Raw genomic sequence first — 19,251 nt, forward strand, 5'->3', positions numbered from 1 at the left:
CTGCCGGGGGCCTTAAACCCTTTTGCAAAAGGGTTTAAGAATCCCAAAAAACCTTTCAATAGGTTGGATTGGTAAATATATTCGGGAAGATGGTTTCATGACCATCTTCCCGTTTTTATTGTGACGCAGGTAAAAATACACTTTAAAGGCCTGCCGGGATTGATTAAGTGTGCAATGCGGGAGTATAGTCTGATCCGAGTGTTGAATTAGCACCTATTAATTTTCAAAAACGACTGTCTCAAGGACCGACCATGAAAGTATACGTAGGAATGAGCGCAGACCTTGTCCATCCCGGGCACATGAATATCCTCAACATTGCCGCATCCTATGGCGATGTAACAGTCGGGCTGCTTACGGATAAGGCAATTGCCAGTTACAAACGGCTCCCCTTCATGACCTACGAACAACGCGAAACGGTCATCAAAAACATCAAGGGAGTCACAGAGGTAATTCCCCAATACACTCTTGATTATGTTGAGAACCTTCAAAAAGTTCGTCCCGATTATGTTGTGCACGGTGACGACTGGAAAACCGGACCTCAAAAACAGACTCGCGAAAGAGTAATCAGCACCATCTCCAAGTGGGGCGGAAAACTCATTGAGCCAGCCTACACCGAAGGCATCAGCTCCACCCAGCTTAACGGCATGCTCAAAGAGATTGGCGTTTCTCCGGTTACCCGACAGCAGAGATTGAAGCGTCTGCTCGACAATAAGGATATTGTCCGGGTACTGGAAGCACACAGCGGTCTCAGCGGACTGATCGTTGAAAACGCCAGCGTAAAAAAAGACGGCCGCAATGTTGAATTCGACGCCATCTGGGAAAGCAGCCTGACCGACTCCACCATGAAGGGCAAGCCGGACATCGAAGCGGTCGATACCACCTCCCGTTTGCAGACCATCAATGAAATTTTCGAAGTCACCACCAAACCCATGATCTATGACGGTGATACTGGAGGTAAACCCGAGCATCTGGCTTTCACCGTGCGGTCACTTGAACGACTGGGTGTATCTGCTATCGTAATTGAAGACAAAGTCGGGCTGAAAAAGAATTCCCTGTTCGGAACCGAAGTGGAACAGCATCAGGCGTCCATTGAAGATTTCTGCCACAAAATCGAAACCGGAAAACGGAGTCAGGTCGGCAAGGATTTCATGATCTTTGCCAGAATTGAAAGCCTGATTTTCAGTAAACCCGTTGACGACGCGCTGGAAAGGGCCACCGCCTATCTCGGGGCCGGGGCTGACGGAGTCATGATCCACACCAAGGAAAAATCGGAGACAAACATTCTTGAGTTCTGCCGCCGTTATAAGGAACTGGGACACACCGCGCCAATCATCGCCGTTCCTTCAAGCTACAATAAGATTTACGAAGAACAGCTCGTTGAAGCCGGGGTAAAAATAGTAATCTATGCCAACCACCTGCTACGTGCGGCCTATCCTGCCATGATGGAAGTTGCCGAGACCATTCTCAAGAATAAACGTTCCTTTGAATGCAACGACACCTGCATGAGTATCAAGGAAATACTTGAACTCATACCCGGCACAAAGTAGCGGACAATCAAGATGATAGACCCGATTTTATTTCTGAAACTGTGCAAGGACAACGGATTCAATACCTTCTACGGCGTGCCGGATTCGACCCTCAAGCATTTCTGCACTGCGGCTACGGAAGACCCGGATTTGCAGCACACCATTTGCGTGAATGAAGGAGCGGCTATCGGGGCTGCCATCGGCTGCCATTTATCCACCTCGTCTGTTCCGGTCGTTTACATGCAGAATTCCGGGCTGGGCAATGCCGTAAATCCTCTGACATCTCTGGTGGCGGAAGAAGTGTACTCCATCCCCATGCTTCTGGTTATCGGCTGGAGGGGTGAACCGGGAGTCAAAGACGAACCTCAGCATGCGTTCCAAGGGGTAATCACTCCCTCAATGCTGGACAATCTGCATATTGATTACGCCACTGTCGACAAGGACACAGACATTGAAACAGAACTGCTGAACGCAAAAAATTTCTTAAAAAACAATGACCGCCCCTATGCCCTGCTGGTAAAAAAACGAGCTTTCTCTACTTACGCGGCTAAACCGGAGACTCGAAAAGAATATCCGCTCAGCAGACAGCGGGCTATTGAATATCTTGTTCAAGCGCAAACCGCTGACAACGTAATTATTGCTACCACCGGCATGGCATCGCGCGAGCTTTTCCATATCCGCAAAGAAAAAGGAATCCCGCACGGCACTGATTTTCTGACCGTCGGGGGCATGGGCCATGCTTCCTCAATTGCCTTGGGTGTTGCTGCAAATGCACCAAATAAGAAAGTCATCTGCCTTGATGGAGACGGTGCTTGCCTGATGCATCTCGGCGCCCTAGCTACAATAGGTTCCAGCGGAATCACCAACCTGCTGCACATCGTGATCAATAACGGAGAACACGGCTCCACCGGAGGCCAGCCTACAGTATCGCGCAAAATAGACTTGTGCGCTATTGCCAAAGCCTGCGGTTACAGCAAAGCTGTAAGAGTTGAATCAAAGGAAGAATTAATTACGTATTTAAAAGATGTGCAAGGACTCTGCTTTCTGGAAATCATAACCAACAACCATAAGTCCTCAAAAATAGGCAGACCGACCAGCACTCCGCAAGAAAACAAAAAGATGTTCATGGAAAATTTCTGATGGCAGTTTATAGCGGCGCAGGAAGCCTCAACAAACTTTTGAATGAGATCAAATACCTGAACTATCACACAATAATGGTAGTTACAGGCCGTACTTCATTTGATAAATCAGGACTGAAGGACCTTCTGCTCTCAGAATTAAACGGTAGTGAGCTGGTTTTCTTTTCCAACTTTTCGCCTAACGTAAAATTTGAAGAAAGTTATGCTGGAATTTTGAAAAGCAAAGGCTGCGGAGCTGATGCAATTCTCGCAATCGGAGGGGGGAGTGTGATCGATATGGCGAAAACCATTTCCCTGACCCCGGAAAGCGAAAAGGAATTGGAGCATGTCATTCTCGGACAAGCTAAAATTCAAAGCACACTGCCGCTGTTTTGTGCACCGACCACAGCCGGATCAGGTAGTGAAGCAACCCATTTCGCCGTAATTTATATGAACGGCAAAAAGTACTCACTGGCTGACCAGAAACTGTTTCCGCAAAGTGTTGCCATCGACCCGCAACTCAGCGCATCCATGCCACCCTACCTTACCGCATGTTCCGGTTTTGATGCTCTCAGTCAGGCCGTGGAATCCTACTGGGCGCAAGGAGCAACAGACCAGAGCCGGGTGTACGCGGCAAAGGCTATCAATCTGATCCTGCCTTCGCTGGAAAAAGCAGTGACCGAACAAACCCCAGAAATCAGGGAAAAAATGGCCTTGGGCGCGCACTATGCGGGTAAAGCCATCAATATAAGTAAAACAACAGCCCCGCATGCATTATCATATTACCTGACCTCCACATACGGAATTCCCCACGGTCATGCGGTTGCAATTTTCACGGGATTGTTTTTTAAAATCAACCAAAGCGAGATCCCCGAACGGCTCTATGCCCTCATGGCTTGCCCGTCAGCCGAAACCTGCTGCGACACATGGTACAAAATGATGTCCCGCTGCGGGTTGGAACCGAGTATGCAAAAGCTGGGCATCCCAGAAGCTGAATGTAAAAAAATCTTAGACTATGTGAATCTGGACAGGTTGAAGAACAATCCTGCGAATCCGAAGAAAGAAATTTTACTACAACAGTTGCTAAAATTTTACAGTACAATTTAAAGCAACCAAATAAACAAAAATAAGCCGGGAAAATGCATCCATCCTCCCGGCTTAAATTATCCTTTAATTGAACTTCAAAACCTTTCCATTCCATCATAATTTTCAGCAGAAGCCAGAGCCTTAGGCGATTCTTCCTCTGTAACTACGAACTCCCCAGTGGAGTCACACTTAAAATATCCCAACATCCTGCGCATATTTTCCGCCTGTCCGGCAAGCTCCTGCGAGGTGGAAGCCACTTCCTCAGCTGATGATGCTGAAGTCTGGGTTGCAATCTCAACCTGTGAAACCGCCACACCGATCTGCTTAATGGATTCTCCCTGCTCAGCACAGGTTGCATTAATTTCCTCAACCAGATCAGATGTTTTTCCGATTTCCGGAACTAAATCGTTAAGCATTGTCACAGCTTTGTCTGCAACTTTGAGAGTGTTGGTGGAAAGTTCACTGATTTCCCCTGCGGCAACTCCACTGCGCTCTGCCAGCTTGCGGACTTCCGCAGCTACGACGGCGAACCCTTTTCCGTGTTCACCGGCACGAGCGGCTTCAATCGCTGCATTCAGTGCAAGTAAATTAGTCTGACGGGCAATATCTTCGATGATAGTTATTCTCTCAGCAATATCCTTCATAGCCCCGACCGCACCGGAAACGACTTCACCGCTTTCGCCAGCTTTGGAGGCGGCATTGGCTGCGATATTAGCTGTCTCCTGTGAGTTGCGGACATTCTTTTCAATGGATACTGTTACAGACTCAATAGACGCCGACAGTTCTTCCACACTCGCGGACTGTTCAGAAGAGCCTTGCGACATGGACTCAGCCGTAGAGGCCAATTCTTCACTGCCTGTCGCAATGTTCGATGCCGCAGTATTCACTCCAGCGACAACACCACGTAATTTACCAATCATACCGCCCATCGCGTTAAGCATAATACCAGTTTCATCGCGACTGGTTGATTTTACTTCCTGATTAAGATCACCGTCAGCCATTCTGGTTACAGTACACTCTGCAGTACGCAATGGACGGGCAATTGAATTGGTCACCAGCAATGAAATGACTATGCCGATAAACAAAGCAACGCCACCGATAGTGATCGCTGTTTTTGAAAACATCCCGGCCTCGGTTTTCAGCGTTGAAGTCCGCTGGGACATACGCTCTTCAGCAAGATTTTTAATTCCCACCAACTCCGGTTCGATGGCGTGAACTGCTTCCCGCATTTCAGCGTTCTGCTCGGCGATCTGGTTGTTTTCCTCCACCAAAGCCAGAAAAGCATCACGATAGCTAGCGATGCTTTTTGCAATCTCCGCCCTATCCTGTCCCGACACATCAGACCGGACAAAAGCAGCATTGATCTTCTCAATTCCGTCCAGCGTCTTCTTTACATATTTCTCACTACCACGGAGTAAATAATCTTTTTCATACCTGCGAACGGAGAGAATCATGGATTCAACACGAGGAACGAATACCGATTTTAAAATATCTTCCATACTCCCGGCAGCAGTTCGCGCTTTGAGATACAATGCAGTCTGGGTGGCTGGAGCGACTCCCCCAATAATCCGGGTCATGGATTGGCTATAGGTTTCCAATTCACTAAGCTGCCCTTCTTTGACAGCATCAGAACAGGAACTTTGTTCAATACCATTTTTATATTCATCAATCGCCGCAATAAATTTTTGTCGGTATTTATTGCTTCCTGACCTCATAAAATCTTTTTCATATCTGCGCATCTGCAACCAATACTGATATAAATCATCAACGGCATAAGCCGGGACCGTCTCCATGATATCGTGGGCAGCACTTCTGAATTCTCCCTGCAACCCCTCATCATATTTCAACCCCTTGACTGAATAGCTTTCCACAAGGCTATTGAAGGCTTTCAGATATTTTTTAGAATCACTGCTGATTTGATCAGCAATCCGTCCTATCTCGGTCAATCCTATTTCATGTCCGACCTTGGAAATACTATCCATGGCTGTAACAATTTCATTCACCTTCTGCTCTACGCTCGGTGGATATTTCATATCCATCCTGAGCATGAAATCTTTCTCTGCCCTGCGAGCTTCAAGCATGCTTACCTCTGCACTCTGGACCTTTTGAGAGATATAAACTTCCTGCTCCAGAACACCCGTATATCCGTCCCCTGTTTCAGTAAGCGCATATTGATACATTCCCTGCGCAGCAGCACACAGAGTGAGTACAATGATAATGTTACCCAAGAACTTGGTTTTAATTTTAAAATTATCCAGGAACCTCATACTTCCCCCTGCTATCAATTAAAGTGCAAAAAAATCATTCAAGTAAATAAACAGCTACAGGGTTAACAATGAAACACAACCGTAACATACAGTAATATAATTTCACCAACAAAAAAAATGCCCACTGTACTTTTAATACAGTGGGCATTCTTATTGATAATAAGTGCTAAGTTAAATTAAAATGTCTGTTTGAACAGATCTTCACTGGACCCAGATCCTCCGAACTCGCCGTCTTCTCCTGAACCGGATGCAGTCCTTGTAGGCTGGGTTCCTTCCTTAAAGGGCAGGAAGAAGGTCTTACTGGAGCCGGGACCTGCAAGCAGACCGGATGCGGCATCGATTTTAGCCATGACCACACCGTCGGGCTGCGGGAAGTCCTCGTAAGAATAATCTTTTTCAACCTTTTTGCGGTAAGAAACCCAAAGCGGACTGGCGGCACGGGAACCAGTTTCCCATTTACCCATGGGAGTCAACTGGTCAAAGCCTACGAATACCCCGGTGACAAGATAGGGAGAAAATCCCATGTACCAGGCATCCTGCTCGTTGTTGGTTGTACCGGTCTTACCGGCCAACGGACGACGCAGCACTTTTGCTCTCCAGCCTGTTCCGTGCTGCACGACCTCTTTCATCAGATTGCACATGATGTAAGCAGTCTGTGGGCTGATGGCATCAATGACTTCCGGTTTGGAATCATAAAGCAGTTCACCCCACGCGCTGTTTACGGAAAGCACCAGCCGGGCTTTAACCCTAGAACCGCCACGAGCAAATGTAGAGTAAGCCTCAACCATATTAAGCAGAGTAACGGAAGCGGAACCGAGTGCTACAGAAAGGTCTCTGGGAAACTCGGTTTCAAGGCCCATATCCTTGGCTCGCTGGATAATTTTATCGATACTCATCTTGCGGGCCAACCTGATCGTCACAAGGTTTCTGGATTTAACCAGAGCTGTGCGCAGCAAGGTTGGACCGTAGAATACACCTTCGAAGTTCTGCGGTTTCCAGAGCTTTCCGGCTTCCATGTCAGTATAGACAAATGGAGCATCCATGAGGATAGATGCCGGAGTGAAACCGTTATCCATTGCGGTGGAGTAAACAATCGGCTTAAAAGCAGAACCGGGCTGACGCTTGGCCTGTGTTGCACGGTTAAACTGGCTGCCGCCGTTACCGCCAAAAGCGTATCCGCCGACCATGGCCAGAATATCCCCGGTTTTGGGGTCCATGGAAACAAGAGCACCCTGCACAACTGGTTTCTGCATCAGGGAAACCTGCCAGCTGACATCGCCGAGTGTATCGGTATCAGGATCGACCTGATTAAAATTAACTTCGCTGCCATCTTTGAAAAAGGCTTTATCAAGCCTTGCCCAGACAACATCACCGTTCTTGAGGATTTTAGTGGCATCCTTTTTAGGACGAACATCCTCAGGAGCTTTTTTCACATCCGGGGTGCGACACCATTTCATACTCGTAACAGGCATGGTCGCCGCATACTTTCCGAACTTAACAGCGGCCTCTTTTTTGGAGACCTTGGTAACCAGTACCTTGACCCACTTTCCGGGACGCAGATCAGATTCAGGAACAATTTCAGAAGCAAGAAATCCGGCATACTCGGCAGGCTTAAGCTCAAGCAGCGGGCCTCTCCATCCACGCCGTCTGGTGGAAGATTCCAAACCTTCTTTAACTGCAATATCTGCAGCGTCCTGATGCTTCATGTCACAGGAAGTATAGACATTCAGGCCGCCCTTGTAGACGGTTTCCTCACCGTATTTGTCGATGAGCCAACGACGCACTTCCTCAAGAAAATAAGGTCCGTGCTTCCATGAAGGATCTTCCATGCTTTTGTAAACCAGCGGCTGCTCTACTGCTTCGTTATACTCGGTACGGGAAATCCAGTTGTGCTCATACATCTGTCCGAGAACATAGAGCTGGCGTGCTTTAGCCCGTTCAGGATGACGCAGGGGATCATAGCGGCTGGGAGCCTGCGGCAGACCGGCCAGAAGTGCGCATTCCGCAATGGTCAACTCATCAACGTGCTTACCGAAATAAGTACGTGCAGCGGCCTCAACACCGTATGCTCCTGCACCGAGATAAATCTGATTCAGGTAAATGGTCAGAATCTCATCTTTTTCAAGATAATGCTCCAGACGAAAAGCGAGAATAGCTTCTTTGAGCTTACGCTTGTAACTCTTTTCAGGGGTCAGCAGCAGACGCTTGATGATCTGCTGGGTAATTGTACTCCCGCCCTGTGTGCGTGCGCCCTTCTTCAGGTTCGCCACAAATGCACGGGAAATAGCGGTGAAATCAACACCGTCATGCTGATAGAAGGAAGCATCTTCCGCCGCCAGAAATGCCTTTGGCAACAGCGGTGTCATCTCGTCCATACGAACCAGAAAACGCTTTTCCTTATAGAAATATCCGAGAACCTTGTGGTTGCGGGAATATACTGTAGTAACCAGCGGGGGGTTATAATCGGTAATATTCTTGAATCCGGGCAGGTCACTTGCCGCCCAGTAATACAATCCCGCCAGCGACCCCACACCGAGAATCCCCATCACCAGCGTCATAATCAGAAGAATTTTATATACTTTTTTCATTTATGATTCTCATCAATCGTCTGCATGAGGAACAAATCCCCAAGCGATTCGTAATTGACTGTGCAATTCGCGCACTTCAGATTGAGTTACCCCGAGAGCTTTGAAAAGCTTGCCCGGAGTCTTGTTTTCCTGCTGTGCAAGGCAGGTTAAAACTTCAAGCAGGGTGATACGTCCATTCTCATCCGTCCAAAACGGAAAAAGCCGGCAATACAAGGGCCGGGCTTCCTTGGGAATAACACATCCCTTGCTGCCGAGGAATAAACATCTTCCCCCGGAATCAACTTCAAGACGGTAATGCATGCCTCCCGGAGGAAACAACTCTTTCACCTTTCTGCGCTGTCCGGGAAAAAGAGTAAACATATTTTCAATAAACGCAGGGCTGTTGACCTGCAGGGCAAAGTCCCCGGAATCGGGAACGCATTCCATGATGCGTTCCCGTTCATAATCCGAAACAGGAAAACAAACTTCTTCACACCCCGGAGTCAACTCACAGCATGTCGGCCCCTTAGCAGCGCATCTGGCACAAACAAAAGGATCACTCATGATATTTATTAACTCCCGGGCAAGAGATTAATCGTTTTCAAAGCACATTTTCCCGTAACCTTCGCAAGGAGGAATGGGATAATCACCGTTGAAACAGGCGAGGCAGTATGAATCCCGCTCTTCAACAGAGCTGAGCAGGCCATCGATGGACAGATAGTGCAAGGAATCAAGCCCTAAGAAACGTGCGATTTCCTCTTCAGTGCTGTTCGCGGCAATAAGTTCTCCCTTGGAGGAGAAGTCAATGCCGTAGTAACATGGGTTCCGAATGGGAGGACAGCTGACCCGCATGTGAATCTCACGGGCGCCAAGTTCACGGAGTTTCTTTACTCTGGTGCGGGTGGTAGTTCCACGTACAATGGAATCTTCCACAATCATAATACGCTTACCCTTGATCATGGACTTGACCGGGTTAAGCTTTACGCGCACGCTAAAGTCTCTCATATCCTGAGAGGGCTGGATAAAAGTACGGCCCACGTAATGGTTACGAATCATAGCCAGTTCAAGAGGCAGGCCGGATTCCTGAGAATAGCCGACGGCTGCGTAGTTACCGGAGTCAGGGAACGGCATGACGAAATCAACATCAACCGGATGTTCCTGAGCCAGAACAGCACCCATTTTCTTACGGCGTTCGTAAACAACTTCACCGAACACAGTGGAATCCGGACGGGCGAAATAGATCAATTCAAAGATGCACTGACGCTTGGGAGCTGATTCGCAGTAGGTGTAGGAAGTCATCTTGCCACCCTCCACAACAACCATCTCACCCTGATTCAGGGGACGGATTTCCTCAGCGTCGATCAGGTCGAAAGCACAGGTTTCGGAAGCAAAGACATAGTTATCCCCCACACGGCCGATTGCCAGAGGACGGAAGCCGTTGGGGTCTTTAACCGCGATAAGCTTGTCGTTTGCCATGATCAGCAGAGAGAATGCTCCTTTGACCTTACGGCAGGCCTTCATGACCGCATCTTCAATGGTATTTCCATTCAAGTTCTTGGCGATCAGATGCACAAAAACTTCGGAATCCATAGTGGTCTGGAAAATAGAACCCTGTGCCTCAAGCTCTTTACGCAGCTCAAGGGTGTTCACGAGGTTGCCGTTGTGCGCGATTGAGAGGTGCAGATCACCGAACTTGACCAGAAAAGGCTGTGCGTTTCTGATCAGGGACGCACCGGTAGTGGAGTAACGTATATGACCGACGGAAATATCGCCCTTAAGCTCCTTACCCAGATGACGCTCGTTAAAGACATCAGCCACAAGACCCATGCCCTTCTGCTCACGAATAGCTGCGCCGTCCCAAGTGACGATACCGGCAGATTCCTGCCCGCGATGCTGCATGGCGTAAAGGCCGAAATAAGTCATTCTTGCCGCTTCAGGATGTCCGTAAATCCCAAACAATCCGCAATATTCTTTTTTCATTTTTCCTGCTCTTAATTAGAAAAGGAAAAGGACCGCGCGTTATGCCCGGTCCATTTTCCTGCTTATTAACTCTTTACATGTTGTGATAGTGCTGCAAGCACTGCACATCCAGCCCTTTGCCACGTTGTTCCTCAATCGCCAGACTCATGGCGCGAGCACCCGTGACAGTGGTTGTATATGCCAGACCGTAGAGCAGAGTTGTCTGCCTGATTTCTTTCGAATCAGTGACAGTCTGCTTGCCGGAAGGCGTGTTAATTAAAAGGTCAATGTCGCCATTCTTGATGTAGTCAACAATATGCGGACGACCTTCATTAACCTTGAGAATCTTTTTGGTGGCGATTCCCTTGCTGAAAAGGAAATCCGCAGTACCACCGGTTGCCAGGATCTTGAACCCAAGATCCTCAAATCTCTGGGCAGTGGAAAGGATCGCTTCCTTATCCCTGTCCTTAACGGAAATGAAGACTGAACCTTCCATAGGCAGCTTGATTCCCGCGCCGAGCTGGGCTTTCATAAAAGCGAGTCCGGGTGTGTAATCCATACCCATGACCTCACCAGTGGAACGCATTTCAGGCCCAAGCATAACGTCTACGTTGGGGAACCTGTTGAACGGGAACACCGCTTCTTTAACGGAGTAGAACCCTTCTTTGCGCATGGACCACGGGTCGAGGTCTTTAAGTTTCTCACCAAGCATGACTTTGGTAGCCATCTTGGCAAGCTGAATACCGGTCGCCTTACTTACAAAAGGTACGGTACGGGATGCACGGGGGTTTACCTCAATGATGTAAACCAGGTCATCCTTAACCGCAAACTGGATGTTCATCAGTCCGACAACTTCCAGTTCTTCTGCGAGAGCGACGGTCTGGCGTTCGATCTCAGCAACAATCTCTTCACTGAGAGTGTGCGGAGGCAGAACACAAGCGGAGTCACCGGAATGGATACCGGCTTCTTCGATATGCTCCATTACGCCGGCCACGTAAGTCTGCTCACCATCGGAAAGAGCATCAACATCAACTTCGGTTGCATTCTCAAGGAATTTGTCGATGAGGATGGGATGTTCCGGCGATACAACTGCAGCTTCGCGGAAATAAGTATCAAATTCTTCGTCACTGTAGACAATATCCATTCCGCGGCCGCCCAGAACGTAGGAAGGACGCAGAACCAGAGGATAACCGAGACGCTCGGCAATAGCTTTTGCGTCACTCAGCGACATGGCAGTGCCGTTCGGCGGCTGCTTGAGATCAAGCTTCTGGAGCAGAGCCTGAAATCTTTCCCTGTCTTCTGCACGGTCAATGGCGTCCGGGGATGTTCCCAGAATATTGACTCCGGCTTTGAGCAGCGGGATAGCAAGGTTCAGGGGAGTCTGTCCGCCGAACTGTACAATGACGCCTTCCGGCTTCTCAAACTCAATGATGTTGAGCACGTCTTCATAAGTAAGCGGCTCAAAGTAAAGTCTGTCGGAAGTATCGTAGTCAGTAGATACAGTCTCAGGATTGGAGTTGACCATGATGGATTTGACACCCATGTCTTCCAGCGCGAAAGCGGAATGACAGCAGCAGTAGTCAAACTCGATTCCTTGTCCGATCCTGTTGGGTCCGCCGCCGAGAATCATGACCTTGCGTTCAGGCATGGACTCAGCTTCCTGACCTGACTCGTAGGTGGAATAGAAATAAGGTGTGTATGCTTCGAATTCCGCAGCACAGGTATCTACCAGATAATAAGTGGGGATAAGTCCGAGGTCCTTCCTGAATTTACGGACATTCTGCTCGGTCTCCCTCCACATGGTAGCCAGCTGGGGATCGGAGTAACCGTATTCCTTGGCTTTCTTGAGCATAACCGGAACCCGCTCGTCACCGGAATACAAGCCGGTTTCAAGGGAGAACTTGCGCAGTTCTTTTTCGAAAGTAACAAGATCTTCCATCTGGTGCAGATACCAGGGGTCGATCTTGGTAATGTCGAAAATTTCTTCAAGGGTCATTCCGGCAAGGAAGGCTTCGCGCAGGAAGAACATGCGCTTGGAGTTCGGCTTGCGCAACAGGCCGACCAGCTCTTCGCGGTCGATGTCACTCGGCTCAAAAACCTTGCCGAAACCGGGCATCCCCACTTCGAGTGAGCGCAGACCTTTCTGCAGGCACTCTTTAAAGGTTCTGCCGATTGCCATGGTTTCACCGACACTTTTCATGGCGGTAGTCAGGTAATCTTCAGCACCGGGGAATTTCTCAAAAGTAAATCTGGGAATCTTGATTACGCAGTAGTCAATGGTCGGCTCAAAGGAGGCCATTGTCTCGCGGGTAATATCATTAGGAATTTCATCAAGAGTGTAGCCGACAGCAAGCTTCGCTGCAATCTTCGCAATGGGGAATCCGGTAGCTTTGGATGCCAGTGCGGAAGAACGGGAAACACGGGGGTTCATCTCAATAATTGCCAACTCACCGTTCTCGGGGTTAATTGCAAACTGGACGTTAGAACCACCGGTTTCAACACCGATTTCGCGCATAATGGCAAGGGAAGCATCCCTGAGCATCTGGTATTCAACATCGGTCAGGGTCTGTGCCGGAGCAACGGTGATGGAGTCACCGGTGTGCACGCCCATAGGATCGATGTTTTCAATGGAACAGATGATTACACAGTTATCCTTGCGGTCACGCATGACCTCAAGCTCGTATTCCTTCCAACCGAGGATGGATTCCTCAAGCATAACCTCATTCTGTAGGCTGGCGGAAATACCCTGCATGGCTATATCTTCGAGATCTTCCATGTTGTAGGCAACACCGCCGCCTGTTCCGCCAAGGGTAAATGCAGGACGAATAATGATAGGGAAGCTGATTTCCTTACCGCAGCGGCGAACATCGTCGAGGTTGCGTGCGATACGGCTGGTGGGAACTTTGAGACCGATCTTATCCATGGCAGCACGGAAAAGCTCACGGCTTTCAGCTTTCTCAATAACGTCAACGGATGCGCCGATCAGCTCAACGCCGAACTTATCAAGAACACCCATCTCTGCAACAGCAAGAGCAGTGTTCAATGCAGTCTGTCCACCAAGAGTAGGCAGCAGTGCATCCGGTCGTTCTTTTTCAATAATTTTGGCAATTGTGCCGGGTTCGATGGGTTCAATGTAGGTTCGATCCGCCAGAACGGGATCGGTCATGATGGTTGCGGGGTTTGAGTTGACGAGAACAACCTCGTACCCCTCTTCTTTCAGGGCTTTAAGAGCCTGAGTTCCTGAATAGTCAAACTCGCAGGCCTGACCGATGACGATCGGCCCGGAGCCGATGAGCATAATTTTCTTGATATCAGTGCGTTTAGGCATGAACTCCATCCAATAATGGTTTGAAATATTGGCGTTAGGACTTGTGGGTGAGACAGAAACACATAAAACATTCCTCGCAGATGGGCAAGCATAGAGTTGCCAACCTTATTTGCATGATAATTCGGCTGCACCATTGACAAACCACATAACTGACTTTAAATATCAATTGCAATGAATGTTATGGCAAACACAAATAACGGAAGACCGCTCACCAGCTACAAAGCAGGTATGTCGGTAAGAATAAACGGATTCGACGGCGGAAGATGCTGTCGTAGCCGACTACTTTCTATGGGCATTATTCCCGGAACCATTGTTGATGTCATCAGCAACAACGGGCGGATGAATATCCGGGTACGCGGCTCCCAGTTTGCGATCGGCCGAGAAATGGCGCAAAAGATTCTGGCCATCCCCGTTTGTGATTGCAATAAATGCAGTGCATTCTAATATACACGCATCACCACTTTTATCCAAACAAATCAAGAGTAGTTAGTCATGGGCTCAGATGCTAAATGGCAAGCACTTGAAATTCTTGCCACAGACAAGTCATGGTGGTCTCTCACCATTCTGGAAATGAAAAAAGTTCATGACCAGAACAAAGCATCCTATGGAGTATGGGCCAACACCGAAGACTCCATCGCGGCTATGATTTCCCTCAAAAACTACAAAGATTTTGTTGAACGCACCGAAGGCCGGGTCATCAATCTGGTTATCAGTGGTGCGGACGTACCTTACGATCTTCCCAAAAAAACCAAAGCCTGATTCTTCCCGTTCCTTTCATTTGCCATTGCACTGCTCTTCTGGCATTTTCCAAGCCATGAGCAATACTAAATCCACAGAAGAAAGAATTGAATCTCTTGAAACCGCCCTTGCGCTTCAAGATCAGAACGTTGAAGAATTAAATAAATTCGTCATCGCCCAGCAAAAACAGATCAGTGAACTTGAAAAGAAACTTGATCTGATGGTCAGGCAGATGAAAGATTTGAAAGACGCCGTCGCCCATACCGCACCGCAGGACGATGTGCCTCCGCCCCATTACGGGCAGGTATAAAATTTGGCCCGGAAATTTTATAAATCACAAAAAAACCCCGCACTCATCTGAGCACGGGGCTTTTTAATTTTCGTAAAAACAGCTGCTAAGAAACCTTGCACCCATTACCAACCGGAGCGGAAACGCTCAACAACTGCATTTCATCGCCGTTACGTACGGCGAGGATCATGCCCTGCGAGACTTCACCGCGCAGCTTGCGTGGCTTAAGGTTTACAACCACGACAACCTGACGTCCTTCCAGCTCTTCAGGCTTGAAGAATTCAGCCAGACCGGCCACTACCTGACGAGGCTCGTCGTCACCTGTGTCGATCTTAACCAGCAGCAACTTGTCAGCATCAGGGTGCTTGGCTACGGAGAGCACGGTTCCCACTCGCATATCCACTTTCTGGAAATCAGGGAACTCAATCACTCCGGGAATCTCTTCCTTGGCCTGCTTAGACTGCTTCTCGGATTTCTTCACTTCCTTTTTCTTGGGAGCGGGTTCTTCCTTGGGCAGTTCTACGCGAGGGAACAAGTTGGACTTTTTAACCACTTCAGTTCCTGGATCAAGCAGACCCCAAACATCAATTTCACCCTGTAAATTAACCTTTTCAGGAGCGAATTTAATGCCCAGCTGCTCAAGCATCTTCTCACTTGCCTCAGGCATTACCGGCCAGAGGTGAACCGCAATCTTACGCATATTCTCAAGCAGAACATACATCACAGTGCCGAGCCGGGAAAGGTTCTCTTCTTTGTAAAGAGTCCAAGGCTGGGTGGTATCAATATATTTGTTCAAGCCGCGAACAAGCTCCCAAAGACCTTCAAGACCACGGGAGAATTTCGCTTCGAGGAAATTGTTCTGGAATTCAGCCATGGCTTTACGCCCAAGGCTCTTGATTTCACAATCTTCCTCGGCTTCGTCACCCTGATTCGGAACTTTACCTTCAAAATATTTGTGGGTCATGGAAAGGGTACGGCTGAACAGGTTCCCGAGGTCGTTGGCGAGGTCTGCATTCAGACGGCCGACAAGTGCTTCCTCGGAAAAGCTGGAATCATTACCGAAAACCATTTCACGGAGCAGAAAATAACGGAATGCATTTACGCCGTATTTCTCAGCCATTTCCAAGGGGGCAACAACGTTACCCAAAGACTTGGACATCTTGGTGTCCTTGATCAGCCAGTAACCGTGCACGTTCAGGTGCTGGTAAGGCTCAATCTCGGCAGCTTTGAGCATGGTCGGCCAGAAAACCGCATGAGGCTTAAGGATATCTTTTGCAACAAGGTGGTTGGCTTTGGGCCAGAATTTTTTGAAATTTTCGCCTTCGGGGTACTCGAGAGCTGTGATGTAGTTGATGAGAGCATCAAACCATACATAAGTCACGAAATCCTTATCAAAAGGAAGTTCGATACCCCATTCCAGACGACTCTTGGGGCGGGAGATACAAAGATCTTCCAGAGCTCCGGATTTAAGCAGACTCAAGACCTCGTTGCGGTATCTTTCAGGACGGATGAAATCCGGGTTGGCATTGATGTGACCAATGAGCCAATCCTGATATTTGGACATCTTGAAGAAGTAATTCTTCTCTGCAATATATTTGGGAACGGTCTCGTGCTGCGGGCATTTGCCGTCAACAAGTTCCTTCTCGGTATAAAATCTTTCACAACCAAAGCAGTAGTGGCCGCCGTATTCACCGAAATAAATATCACCTTTGTCGTAAACTTTCTGCAGAACTTCCTGAACGGTCTTGATGTGACGCTCTTCTGTAGTCCTGATGAAATCGTCATTTTCAATCTGCAGTCCGGGCCAGATTCCGCTGAAAAGCGCACTGATCTCATCGACGTATTCACGGGGTGTCTGACCGCCCTTTTCTGCGGCCTGTACAATCTTGTCACCGTGCTCGTCTGTTCCGGTGAGAAAGAAAGTTTCATCTCCCAGCAGCTTGTGAAACCTGTTCATGGAATCAGCAAGAATTGTAGTATAGGCATGGCCGAGGTGCGGCTTTGCATTAACGTAATAGATGGGAGTTGTAATAAAAAACGAATCCAAAATCAGTCACTCCTGTTAAGGTGATAACAATCGGATTTAATCAGGGTTATTAAAAAACGGCATCAGCCGCACACAAAATCCGAGATGAAAACGACGGCAAAAACCGAACAGCCGGATGAGAATACTGACATTTTCAACCGGCCGCAAGATAGATTACCGTTTACGGGCAGAACGCATATAGCGGAGAACCCGAATATAAGCAACTTTGTTCGAGCCGATTTTTTCCAGTCGGCCCGAACTATAAATTATTATTTATTCTTCCGTGGTCCGGAAGGCTTACGCTTACGCCTGCGTCTTGAAGGACGGCGGCGGTTTGAAGGCTTCTTCGCCTTATCGGAACCTGGCTCATCATTCTCACCGGACTTTACAGGAGCTGCGCCTTGATCCTGTCCCTGTTTCTTTTGCGGACGTTCTTTTTTAGGAGGACGTCTGCGACGATCCTGCTGAGAATCATCGTTGCGCTTTTCCGGTCTTGCGTTATCACGTTTTTTATTTCCAGCAACGGAATCATCAACTTTTTCAAGACCTTCGTTACTACTTTCGGGCTTAGGACGCTCCTGCTTGGGATGCTCAGGCTTGCTGCGATCCTGTCTGGAGCGATCCGGGCGTCCCTTGTCAGACCTTGAACGATCAGAACGGGAACGCTGTGGTCTTCCTTCACCACTGTCATTATCACCCCAGCTACGATCTCTGCCACCGGAGCGACCACGGCGGGAATCACCACCATCGCGAGGCCCGTGATCACGGTCCGGACTTGGAGATTTAAGCATATCCGGCCAATCATCCAGCGGGATTTCTATCTCGTCTCCCTGCTCCGGCAACACAGTCAGGGTGTTGCGAAAAAAGTTGGTCCGCGCAACACGAACTGTACCATGTACAGTATTGTATTTCTTACCTGTTTTCGGACTTTTGCGATGAAATTCTTCATAGTTTTCCTGCTCAAAGGAAAGACAACAAAGCAGTCGACCGCAGATCCCGGAAATTTTTGTCGGGTTAAGAAACAGGTTCTGCTCCTTAGCCATCCTGATGGTCACCGGCATGAATTTACGCATGAAACGGCGGCAGCAACAAATCTGGCCGCAGTTACCAATAGCTCCAAGCATCTGGGTTTCATGGCGAACACCGATCTGGCGAAGCTCAATGCGGGTCCGGTATTCCTTAACCAGATCTTTGACCAGCTCACGGAAATCAATTCTGCCCGGAGCGGTGAAGTAAAAAATCATCTTACTGCGGTCAAAAAAGACCTCAACGTCAACAAGCTTCATTTCAAGCTTCTGGCGATCAATACAATTTTTGCAGAACCTGTATGCAGTCTTAGAAAGATCTCTATTTTCTGCTTCTGCTTCAAGATCTTCATCGCCAGCCAAACGATAGATGCTTTTAATTGAGTCTTCGCTGATATCTTCCGGCAAATCCTGCTGGACAACGAAGACCTTGCCCAACCCCATTCCTTGCTCGGTCTTTACAATAACCGAATGCCCTTCGCGCACAACGAAAGGCCCGGACGAAAAATAGTATATCTGTCCGAAATCGTTAAACTTAACACCTAAAATCTGTGACATTATTAAAAAACCTTATATAAAACCGCAACTGAAGGCGGATAAAACTTAATATGAAGGAGGTACAATAGACCACTTCCATCGGAACTTCAATTCCGTTATTTTTTTCTAATCACCTTGAATAATACATTTTTTAATATTTAGCAAAAAAAATCCGCAGCAAATGCCGCGGATTCAACCCACAAATAACGGGTAAAAAATATATATCAGGAACCAAAATCCCTGTTGTTAATCAAAATTCCGGTTATACGGAGAACCCAAGGTTTTTAAGCTCTTTTACCAGCTTATCTTCTTCAATAGGCTTAACCAGATAAGAGGTCGCCCCACCTAAGAAAAATGCATCGTGGGTTTCTTTGCGATCATCAAGCATAGTGGTCACAATGACTTTGACTTCGCCGTCATTATTGATTTTGAAATCTTTTTCAATGGACCTGATTTCGCGCAGAGCCTGCTGGCCATCCATTTCCGGCATAACAAGATCCAGACAAACCAGATCATAAGCATTGCCGGACTCAAGGCCCTTTTTAAAAGCAAAAACAGCTTCTTCACCGTTAACGGCGATATCACACTGTGCATATGGTTTCATGATCTCATGCAACATATTGCGGCAATAAAAATCATCATCAACAATCAGCACTCGCATGCAGGCAAACCTCCATTCCTCTAGGGCTACATAGAAAATATTCTGCCAATGGATTGACCTTGGCACTTTTGCACAGGAAAATCAAGTTTCCTAATCGGGAAAATAGCAAAAAAAACATTTAATT

Annotated in this window: 14 protein-coding genes; 6 read left to right on the plus strand and 8 right to left on the minus strand. The window is 48.0% G+C overall.

Going from position 1 to position 19,251, the window contains the following annotated elements:
- Positions 1-251: 251 nt before the first annotated feature.
- From aepX to ACNI29_RS18665, 3 genes are read left to right on the plus strand one after another with little or no spacing between them, the layout of a single operon-like run.
- Positions 252-1,547, plus strand: coding sequence for a phosphoenolpyruvate mutase (gene aepX, locus ACNI29_RS18655; protein ID WP_419779869.1), 1,296 nt, complete (start codon positions 252-254; stop codon positions 1,545-1,547).
- 12 nt (positions 1,548-1,559) lie between these two features.
- A complete protein-coding gene (aepY, locus tag ACNI29_RS18660) occupies positions 1,560-2,666 on the plus strand; it encodes a phosphonopyruvate decarboxylase (RefSeq protein WP_419779870.1) in 1,107 nt (368 codons plus the stop codon).
- Complete coding sequence (locus ACNI29_RS18665; RefSeq protein ID WP_419779871.1) at positions 2,666-3,751, plus strand: phosphonoacetaldehyde reductase; 1,086 nt, start codon at positions 2,666-2,668, stop codon at positions 3,749-3,751. The genes aepY and ACNI29_RS18665 overlap by 1 nt, the downstream gene beginning before the upstream one ends.
- A gap of 74 nt (positions 3,752-3,825) precedes the next feature.
- Here ACNI29_RS18665 and ACNI29_RS18670 read toward each other — a convergent pair whose 3' ends face one another.
- From ACNI29_RS18670 to carB, 5 genes are all read right to left on the minus strand, one after another.
- Positions 3,826-5,997: a methyl-accepting chemotaxis protein gene (locus ACNI29_RS18670; protein WP_419779872.1), complete on the minus strand. Its 2,172-nt coding sequence runs from the start codon at positions 5,995-5,997 to the stop codon at positions 3,826-3,828.
- 176 nt (positions 5,998-6,173) lie between these two features.
- Positions 6,174-8,585, minus strand: a complete 2,412-nt coding sequence (locus ACNI29_RS18675) for a penicillin-binding protein 1A (protein ID WP_419779873.1) — start codon at positions 8,583-8,585, stop codon at positions 6,174-6,176.
- A gap of 12 nt (positions 8,586-8,597) precedes the next feature.
- Positions 8,598-9,128, minus strand: a complete 531-nt coding sequence (locus ACNI29_RS18680; RefSeq protein ID WP_419779874.1) for a YkgJ family cysteine cluster protein — start codon at positions 9,126-9,128, stop codon at positions 8,598-8,600.
- Positions 9,129-9,155: 27 nt separating this feature from the next.
- Entirely contained in the window at positions 9,156-10,544 is a 1,389-nt protein-coding gene (gene purF, locus ACNI29_RS18685) for an amidophosphoribosyltransferase (protein ID WP_419779875.1), read from the minus strand.
- Positions 10,545-10,617: 73 nt separating this feature from the next.
- Positions 10,618-13,851, minus strand: coding sequence for a carbamoyl-phosphate synthase large subunit (gene carB / locus ACNI29_RS18690; RefSeq protein ID WP_419779876.1), 3,234 nt, complete (start codon positions 13,849-13,851; stop codon positions 10,618-10,620).
- Between the two features lie 180 nt (positions 13,852-14,031).
- On the opposite strand from carB, the gene ACNI29_RS18695 reads away from it, so the two are divergent.
- Genes ACNI29_RS18695 through ACNI29_RS18705 form a run of 3 tightly spaced genes read left to right on the plus strand, consistent with a single transcriptional unit; the run spans position 14,032 to position 14,899 of the window.
- Positions 14,032-14,295 carry a FeoA family protein gene (locus ACNI29_RS18695; RefSeq protein ID WP_419779877.1) on the plus strand — a complete coding sequence of 88 codons (264 nt, stop codon included), beginning with the start codon at positions 14,032-14,034 and terminating at the stop codon, positions 14,293-14,295.
- 48 nt (positions 14,296-14,343) lie between these two features.
- On the plus strand, positions 14,344-14,610 hold the full coding sequence (locus tag ACNI29_RS18700; RefSeq protein WP_419779878.1) for a hypothetical protein: 267 nt from the start codon (positions 14,344-14,346) through the stop codon (positions 14,608-14,610).
- A 55-nt stretch (positions 14,611-14,665) separates the two neighbouring features.
- Positions 14,666-14,899 carry a SlyX family protein gene (locus ACNI29_RS18705; RefSeq protein ID WP_419779879.1) on the plus strand — a complete coding sequence of 78 codons (234 nt, stop codon included), beginning with the start codon at positions 14,666-14,668 and terminating at the stop codon, positions 14,897-14,899.
- Positions 14,900-14,984: 85 nt separating this feature from the next.
- Here the strand turns inward: ACNI29_RS18705 and metG are convergent, their stop codons facing one another.
- The 3 genes from metG to ACNI29_RS18720 form a co-directional block, all read right to left on the minus strand.
- Positions 14,985-16,925: a methionine--tRNA ligase gene (gene metG, locus ACNI29_RS18710; RefSeq protein WP_419779880.1), complete on the minus strand. Its 1,941-nt coding sequence runs from the start codon at positions 16,923-16,925 to the stop codon at positions 14,985-14,987.
- Between the two features lie 248 nt (positions 16,926-17,173).
- Positions 17,174-18,487, minus strand: coding sequence for a PSP1 domain-containing protein (locus ACNI29_RS18715; protein ID WP_419779881.1), 1,314 nt, complete (start codon positions 18,485-18,487; stop codon positions 17,174-17,176).
- A 241-nt stretch (positions 18,488-18,728) separates the two neighbouring features.
- Complete coding sequence (locus ACNI29_RS18720; RefSeq protein WP_419779882.1) at positions 18,729-19,127, minus strand: response regulator; 399 nt, start codon at positions 19,125-19,127, stop codon at positions 18,729-18,731.
- Positions 19,128-19,251: the final 124 nt, after the last annotated feature.

Source organism: Maridesulfovibrio spiralis (SeqCode), assembly GCF_048571135.1.
Lineage (GTDB): Bacteria > Desulfobacterota > Desulfovibrionia > Desulfovibrionales > Desulfovibrionaceae > Maridesulfovibrio > Maridesulfovibrio spiralis.